9 protein-coding genes are annotated in these 7,274 nt (G+C 69.1%); 6 read left to right on the forward strand and 3 right to left on the reverse strand.

Going from position 1 to position 7,274, the window contains the following annotated elements; translation table 11 throughout:
- Positions 1 to 83: 83 nt before the first annotated feature.
- A complete protein-coding gene (locus AruCF_RS19820) occupies positions 84 to 731 on the forward strand; it encodes a DsbA family protein (protein ID WP_049075552.1) in 648 nt (215 codons plus the stop codon).
- On the opposite strand, the gene AruCF_RS19825 is transcribed toward AruCF_RS19820, so the two are convergent.
- The 3 genes from AruCF_RS19825 to AruCF_RS19835 form a co-directional block, all read right to left on the reverse strand.
- On the reverse strand, positions 732 to 1,346 hold the full coding sequence (locus AruCF_RS19825) for a glutathione S-transferase family protein (protein ID WP_049075555.1): 615 nt from the start codon (positions 1,344 to 1,346) through the stop codon (positions 732 to 734).
- 95 nt (positions 1,347 to 1,441) lie between these two features.
- On the reverse strand, positions 1,442 to 1,756 hold the full coding sequence (locus AruCF_RS19830) for a chaperone modulator CbpM (RefSeq protein WP_049075556.1): 315 nt from the start codon (positions 1,754 to 1,756) through the stop codon (positions 1,442 to 1,444).
- A 2-nt stretch (positions 1,757 to 1,758) separates the two neighbouring features.
- Positions 1,759 to 2,706, reverse strand: a complete 948-nt coding sequence (locus tag AruCF_RS19835) for a DnaJ C-terminal domain-containing protein (protein ID WP_049078012.1) — start codon at positions 2,704 to 2,706, stop codon at positions 1,759 to 1,761.
- Positions 2,707 to 2,895: 189 nt separating this feature from the next.
- Between AruCF_RS19835 and AruCF_RS19840 the strand changes: the two genes are divergently transcribed.
- The 5 genes from AruCF_RS19840 to AruCF_RS19860 form a co-directional block, all read left to right on the forward strand.
- Positions 2,896 to 3,381, forward strand: coding sequence for a GNAT family N-acetyltransferase (locus AruCF_RS19840; protein WP_049078014.1), 486 nt, complete (start codon positions 2,896 to 2,898; stop codon positions 3,379 to 3,381).
- Positions 3,382 to 3,443: 62 nt separating this feature from the next.
- Positions 3,444 to 3,773, forward strand: coding sequence for a DHCW motif cupin fold protein (locus AruCF_RS19845; RefSeq protein WP_049075557.1), 330 nt, complete (start codon positions 3,444 to 3,446; stop codon positions 3,771 to 3,773).
- Positions 3,774 to 3,946: 173 nt separating this feature from the next.
- Positions 3,947 to 4,582: a glutathione transferase gene (gene yfcF, locus AruCF_RS19850; RefSeq protein WP_080977468.1), complete on the forward strand. Its 636-nt coding sequence runs from the start codon at positions 3,947 to 3,949 to the stop codon at positions 4,580 to 4,582.
- A gap of 20 nt (positions 4,583 to 4,602) precedes the next feature.
- Positions 4,603 to 5,004, forward strand: coding sequence for a VOC family protein (locus AruCF_RS19855; protein WP_049075560.1), 402 nt, complete (start codon positions 4,603 to 4,605; stop codon positions 5,002 to 5,004).
- Positions 5,005 to 5,190: 186 nt separating this feature from the next.
- A partial coding sequence (locus tag AruCF_RS19860) for a DUF3141 domain-containing protein (protein ID WP_254431142.1) occupies positions 5,191 to 7,274 on the forward strand: 2,084 nt, incomplete at its 3' end.

The following is a 7,274-nucleotide window of genomic DNA, read 5'->3' on the forward strand; positions in this document are numbered from 1 at the left end:
GCGGACCATCTGCCCGGCCGGCGCAACACTGTGGCTACCGCGCGGGGCTATGCCCGGCGCGCAGGCGCCTCTACGATGGCGCCATGGCTACCCCTTCCCCCATCCTGCATTACATCTACGACCCGCTCTGCGGCTGGTGCTATGGCGCCGCGCCGCTGGTGCAGGCCGCCCGCGGCATCAGCGGCCTGACGATCGAGGCCCATGGCGGCGGCATGATGACCGGCGGCAACCGCCAGCCCGTCACCGAGGCGTTGCGCCGTTACGTCATGCCGCACGACGAACGCATCGCCAGTCTCACTGGCCAGGTGTTCGGCCCGGACTATTTCGACGGCCTGCTGCGCGACAGCGGCGCGGTGTTCGACTCGGCGCCGCCGACCACCGCCATCCTGGCCGCGCAGGCGCTGGCGGGCCGCGGCCTGGACCTGCTGCACCGGCTGCAGCAGGCCCATTACATCGAAGGCCGGCGCATCGCCGATCCCGCCGAGCTGCGCCGCCTGGCGGTGGAGATCGGGCTGGACGAGGCGGCCTTCCAGGCCGCCTATGCCGCCACCGAGGGCGCGGCCACCGAGCGCCACATCGCGCAGAGCCGCGAATGGCTCGCGCGGGTTCGGGGCTCGGGCTTCCCGACGCTGGCGCTGGAACGGGACGGCGTCTTTGCGCTGCTGGAACCCGCCCGCTTCCTGGGCCGCCCGTTGCAATGGCAGGCGGACCTGCGCCAGCGCCTGACGTGATCAGGCCTCGCCGATGTCGCCGTCGCGCTGCAGCGCGCGGTGCATCGCCGGACGCGCCGCCAGCCGTTCGGCATAGGCCGAGAACACCGGATTCTCGGCGATCAGCTTCACCTGCATCATGAACTGCAGGGCGCCGCCCAGCACGATGTCGACGGCGCTGAAATGCTCGCCCAGGAAATACGCGCGCGACTGCAGCACGCGGGTCACGACCTGCTCGACCTCGTCGGCCGAGCCCCATCCCATCGAGCCCTGCTGGTGCGCCGTCTTGAAGGCGCGTTCCGTCATGGCCGGCTCGAACACGCCGGTGGAATAGGCCAGCCAGGTCAGGTAGGGGCCGCGCTGCGGATCGCCCACCACGGGGCCCAGGCCCGCCTGCGGATACAGGTCGGTCAGGTAGAGCGCGATGGCGGGGGTCTCGAACACAGGCACCCCATCGTGCACCAGCGCCGGCACCTTGCCATGCGGGTGGATGTCGATGTAATCGGGCGGGATGTGGCCGGAACCGTCGCGGCGGCGGATCGACACCATCTCGGTGTCGTAGGGCACGCCCAGCTCTTCCAGCAGCCAGAGGATGCGGAACGAGCGCGAGCGCGGCGCGTGATAGAGGGTCAGCATGGGCGGTCTCCTGGGGCCGGGGCGCGGCCCTGGCGGTCATTGTGCCGCAGGCCGCCCCACCGGGGCCAGCACTGTCCCCGACCGCCGCGCGTGCCCTATTCGTCGGCGCCCAGCGCGCGCAGTTGCGCTTTCAGGCGGCGCACTTCCTGGCTCAGGTCCAGGATCAGGGCAACCGCGTCCAGGCCGGCGCCGAAGTCTCGCTCCAGGCGGCGCGCGTGCAGCGCGCGCTGCAGGTCGACACTGTAGAAGCGCCACTCGGCCGGGCGCTGACCGCTGGCGTCGACAATGCCGACCTCGACCAATTGCGCGACCCATTCGACCTCGGCGCCGCAGGCGCGGGCCAGTTCGTCGGCGCTGAGCGGTTGTGACTTGCCCACCACGGTGGCGCTGCTGATGACGACTTTCTTCATGATCAGACCCCCAGGTGGCGCCGCGGGTTGAACGGCAGATCTTGCTGCATCTTGCGGTAGGCCTCCTTGGCCGCTTCGGTGTCGGCCGGCGGCAACGCCAGTTCAAGCACCAGGTACAGGTCGCCGGGCGGATCGCCCGGGATGCCGCGGCCGCGCAGCCGCAGCTTGCGGCCGTTGCCGGACCCGGCGGGCACCGACACCTCGACCGTGCCGCCCGGCGTCGGCGCATTGACCTTGGCGCCCAGCGCCGCTTCCCAGGGCGCCACCGGCAGCGTCATGTACAGGTCGCGGCCTTCGGCGCGGTAGCGGGGATGCGGCTTGAAGCGCACCTCCAGGTAGAGGTCGCCGTTCTCGCCGCCGCCGTAACCCGGCATGCCCTGCCCGGCCAGGCGGATGAACTGGCCTTCGCGCACGCCCGGCGGAATCCGCACGCTGAGCGTGCGGGTCTGCATCTGCGGGCGACCGTGGTCGTCGACCTGCATGGAGCGCAGGCTGATGTCGCGGGTGGCGCCTTTCAGCGCGTCTTCCAGGTCGACCTCGATCGCGGCGTGATGGTCGTCGCCGCGCGCGCGGAATTCCTGCTCGTGCCCCGAGGCCGGCCCGCGGCGGCCGCGGCCGCCGAACAGCGACGAGAAGAACTCGCTGAACTGGGCCTCTTCGCCCGACGCCGGGCCGCGGTGGAACTCGAAGCCCTCATCCCAGCCCGGCGGCGGCTGGAACCCTCCGCCCGGCGACACGCCGGCCGCGAGATTGTCATAGGCCTCGCGCTTTTCCTTGTCGCGCAGCACGTCGTAGGCTTCGTTGACGTCGCGCATGCGCGCCTCGGCGTCGCTTTCCTTGCTGACGTCGGGATGGTATTTGCGGGCGAGCTTGCGATAGGAGCGCCGGATTTCGTCTTCGGAGGCGCCGCGCTCCACACCAAGAATGCTGTAGTAGTCCTTGAACTCCATTTCCCAGCCCATGGTAAGGGTTGCAGCCAAAGGCGGCTCGCGCCGGATTCGGCCCTGAATGGAAAGAAGATAGGGGTTGCGGTGCGATTTTTCAATGCGTTTCGTCAGTCGCGCGGCTTCGCGCATAATGGATGGTTGCCGCGTCCGCCGCCGGGCGGGGCAGGCATCGCCAACGAACAGGAACCGATCGTGCTGGAAATCATCGACGTCGACTTCAACAACCCGGAACACGGCCAGCAGGTGCTGGCCATGCTCAACGAATACGCCAACGGCCCCATGGGCGGCAACACGCCGCTGCCCGAGCACGCCCAGCGCAACCTGATCGCGGAACTGGCCAAGCGGCCGACGGCGCGCGCCCTGCTGGCGCGGATCGACGGCGCGGTGGCGGGCGTGGCCGTCTATATGGAAGGCTTCTCGACCTTCGCCTGCCGCCCGCTGGTGAACCTGCATGACCTGGCCGTGTCGCCGCGGTTCCAGGGCCAGGGCGTGGGCAAGCAGCTGCTGGCCGCGCTGGAAGACCGCGCCCGCCAGCTGGACTGCTGCAAGATCACGCTGGAAGTGCTGGAAGGCAACGCCGTGGCCCAGGGCCTGTATCGCAAGCTGGGCTACGAAGGGTATTCGCTGGACGAGGAGACCGGCCGCGCCATGTTCTGGCAGAAGAAGCTGGCCGCCTGAGCCGCGCCGGCGAGCGTTTCGCGGCGCGCTGGGGCGCGCCGCCCCCAAGGGAACAAGACACCATGAAGATGAGCAACATCCCCTTCGGCACCACCGACTGGTCCGAGGTCGAAACCACCGAACATCCCGGCGACACCGGCATGGCCTACTGGCGCACCCGCCAGTTCGGCGACCTGCGCGTGCGCATGGTCGAGTACACGCCCGGCTACCTGGCGGACCACTGGTGCAGCAAGGGTCACATCCTGCTCTGCCTGGAAGGCGAGCTGCACACCGAGCTGGAAGACGGCCGCACCTTCGTGCTGACCCCGGGCATGAGCTACCAGGTGGCCGACCAGGCCGAACCGCACCGCTCGTCCACCGCCACCGGCGCCAGGCTGTTCATCGTCGACTGACGCGCCGGCGCGACACGCGAAATTTCAATTGCGTTACGCTTTGCGCTACGCACCCCATTTTCATCGCCAGCCGCCCCAGGATGACGGCGCCCGATGACACGCTCCCCGCGAGGAGCGGCCGCGCCAAAGACGCGGCGTGGGGGCATTGTCCAACCGCCTGACCGGAGATGCACTTGGGCGCCCCGTTTACGCTGTACGTAGATTCCCAGTTCCTCAGCCCCTACGCCATGTCGGCCTATGTGGCGCTGGCCGAGAAACAACTGCCCTTCGAGGTGCGCCTGATCGACCTGGACGCGGGCGAACAGCGCATGCAACCGTACCAATGCCGCGCCTTGACCGCGCGCGTGCCGGCCCTGACCCACGGTGACTTCAACCTGACCGAATCCACCGCCATCGCCGAGTACCTGGAAGACCTGCATCCGGCGCCGGCCTGTACCGCGCTGTACCCGGCCGAGCCGCGCGAGCGTGCCCGCGCCCGCCAACTGCAGGCCTGGCTGCGCAGCGACCTGGGCGCCCTGCGCCAGGAGCGGCCCACCGAATCGGTGTTCTATGGCGATGCCGGCCAACCGCTGTCCGACGCCGGCCATGCGGCCGCGGCCAAGCTGATCCACGTGGCCGGCGCCCTGATCGGCGCGGGCCAGGCCACCCTGTTCGACGACTGGTGCATCGCCGACCTGGATCTGGCGGTGGCGCTGCGGCGCCTGTGGCAGGACGGCCTGCCCGATCCGCTGCGCGACTACGTCCAGACCCAGTGGCAGCGGCCCTCGGTCCGCAAATGGCTGGAACACAACGCGGACGCCCGCGCCTGACACCTCGCCTTGGAGCCGCCATGCAATTGCTGGATCACGTCTCCATCAGCGTCGCCGGGCTCGACAGCGCCCGGCCGTTCTACGACGCCGTCATGGCCGCCCTGGGCGCGGTCAAGGTCTATGACCACGCCGACGCGCTGGGCTACGGCGAACGCTGCCGCGCCGGCGATGCCGGCCATACCTACCTGAGCGTGCAGGCCGGTGCGGCGGCCTCGCCGACGGCGCCGGCGCGCCGCCACTGGTGCTTCAAGGCCGCCAGCCGCGCCGCCGTCGACGCGTTCCATGCCGCCGGCCTGGCCCACGGCGGGCGCGACGAGGGCGCGCCGGGATTGCGCCCGCACTACCATCCCCACTACTACGCCGCCTTCCTGTCGGACCCCTCCGGCAATCGCATCGAAGCCGTCTGCCACGACGCGCCGTGAGACGCGGCGCGGATCCCGCAAACAACAAGGGACAGTGAGTCCCGGGCATTTGACCTGCATCAACCGTCCCCATGTTGCGATGCAACATCCATTCAGGTGTAATGGGGGGGTCAAGTCAGCTGGTTCCACTTGAGGAACCGGTCCGGTAGCACCCGCTGCCGGGTGCTACCCCTATAGGAGATCGCCATGGCCGGATCCGGCAACGATCGCGTCCCCGCCCCGTCCTTCAACCCCTGGACGGCCGCCTATGAATATGCCGTGGACGCCTGGCAGCGCGGCGTGCTGTACGCCGACGTCATGCGCCAGCGCGGCAACCAGTACCACGACCACATGGCCAAGCGGGCCCCCAACGTGCTCAGCATGGAGTACGAACTGGTGCTGGATGGCCGCGAACTGCCGCGCCCGGTCAACTACGGCCTGCTGCGCATCAAGCCGCCGGAAGGCGTGGCGGTCGACCCGATCAAGCGCCCTTTCCTGGTGGTGGATCCGCGCGCCGGGCATGGACCGGGCATCGGCGGCTTCAAACCCGAAAGCGAGATCGGCGTGGCGGTGCGCGCCGGCCATCCCTGCTACTTCGCCACCTTCCTGCCGCAGCCCGTGCCCACCCAGACCGTCGAAGACGTGATGAAGGCCGAGGCCCACTTCCTGGAAGAAATCATCGCGCGCCACCCCGACGCCGAGGGCAAGCCGGTGGTGGTGGCCAACTGCCAGGCCGGCTGGCAGATCATGATGACCGCCGCCGTGCGCCCCGAGCTGTTCGGCCCCATCATCATCGCCGGCGCGCCGCTGTCCTACTGGGCCGGCTGGCGCGGCATGAACCCGATGCGCTACGCCGGCGGGCTGCTCGGCGGCAGCTGGCTCACCGCCCTGACCAGCGACCTGGGCGACGGCAAGTTCGACGGCGCCTGGCTGGTGCAGAACTTCGAGAACCTCAACCCCGCCAACACGCTCTGGTCCAAGCAGTACAACCTGTACTCCAAGGTCGACACCGAGGCCGGCCGTTACCTCAGCTTCGAGAAATGGTGGGGCGGCCACGTGTTCCTGAACGGGCCGGAAATCCAGTACATCGTCGACAACCTGTTCGTCGGCAACCGCCTGTCGACCGCCGGGCTGGTCACGTCCGACGGCATCCGCATCGACCTGCGCAACATCCGCTCGCCGATCGTGGTGTTCTGCTCCAAGGGCGACAACATCACCCCGCCGCCGCAGGCGCTGGGCTGGATCCCGGACCTGTACCAGGACGACGCCGAGGTGCTGGCGCACGACCAGACCATCGTCTATGCCGTGCATGAGAGCATCGGCCACCTGGGCATCTTCGTGTCCGGCAGCGTGGCGCGCAAGGAACACCAGGAATTCACCTCCAACATCGACATGATCGATGTGCTGCCGCCCGGCATCTACCAGGCCGAGATCACCGACAAGACGCCGGACACGCCCAACGCCGACCTAGCCTACGGCAACTACGTGCTGTCGTTCGAGCAGCGCCGCATGGACGACGTGCGCGCCATCGTCGAGCGCAAGGAAGACGACGACCTGCGCTTTGCCGCCGTGGCCCGCATCTCCGACATCAACCTGGGCATGTACCGCAGCTTCGTGCAGCCGTGGGTGCGCGCCCTGGTGACACCGCAATCGGCCGAATGGAGCCAGCGCCTGCATCCGCTGCGCCTGCCTTATGAACTGGTGTCCGACCGCAATCCGCTGATCGCGCCGATCGCGCAGGTGGCCGAGCAGGTACGGGAGCATCGGCAGCCCGTATCGCCCGACAACCCGTTCCTGCTGGCCCAGGAGATGTTTTCGAAGCTGGTCGAGACCAGCCTGAACATCTTCCAGGAACTGCGCGATTCGGCCGACGAGCGCACCTTCATGAGCGTCTATGGCTCGCCGCTGGTGCAGGACCTGGCCGGCCTGGGCGGCAAGGACGGCCAGCCGCGCCGCCACCCCGGCGTGTCGCCGGAACACCGCCGCTTCATGGAAGAGCGCGCCGCCGAACTGCGCTCGCTGCTGCAGGAAGGCGGCCTGCGCGTGGCCGCCATCCGCATGCTGCTGTACGTGGCCGGCGCCGAGGGCGGCCTGGACGAGCGCAGCTTCGCGCTGATCCGCAAGATGCGCGCCGAGGCCGGCAATGCCATGACGCTGCAGGAATTCAAGGACATCACCCGCGACCAGGCCATGATGATGCGGCTGGACTCGGCCGCCGTGCTGCAGACGATGCCGAAGCTGCTGGAAGGCTCGTCGCCGGCCGCCATCCGCGAGGCGCTGGCAGCGATGAA

The organism is Achromobacter ruhlandii, assembly GCF_002082135.1.
GTDB classification, from domain to species: domain Bacteria; phylum Pseudomonadota; class Gammaproteobacteria; order Burkholderiales; family Burkholderiaceae_B; genus Achromobacter; species Achromobacter ruhlandii.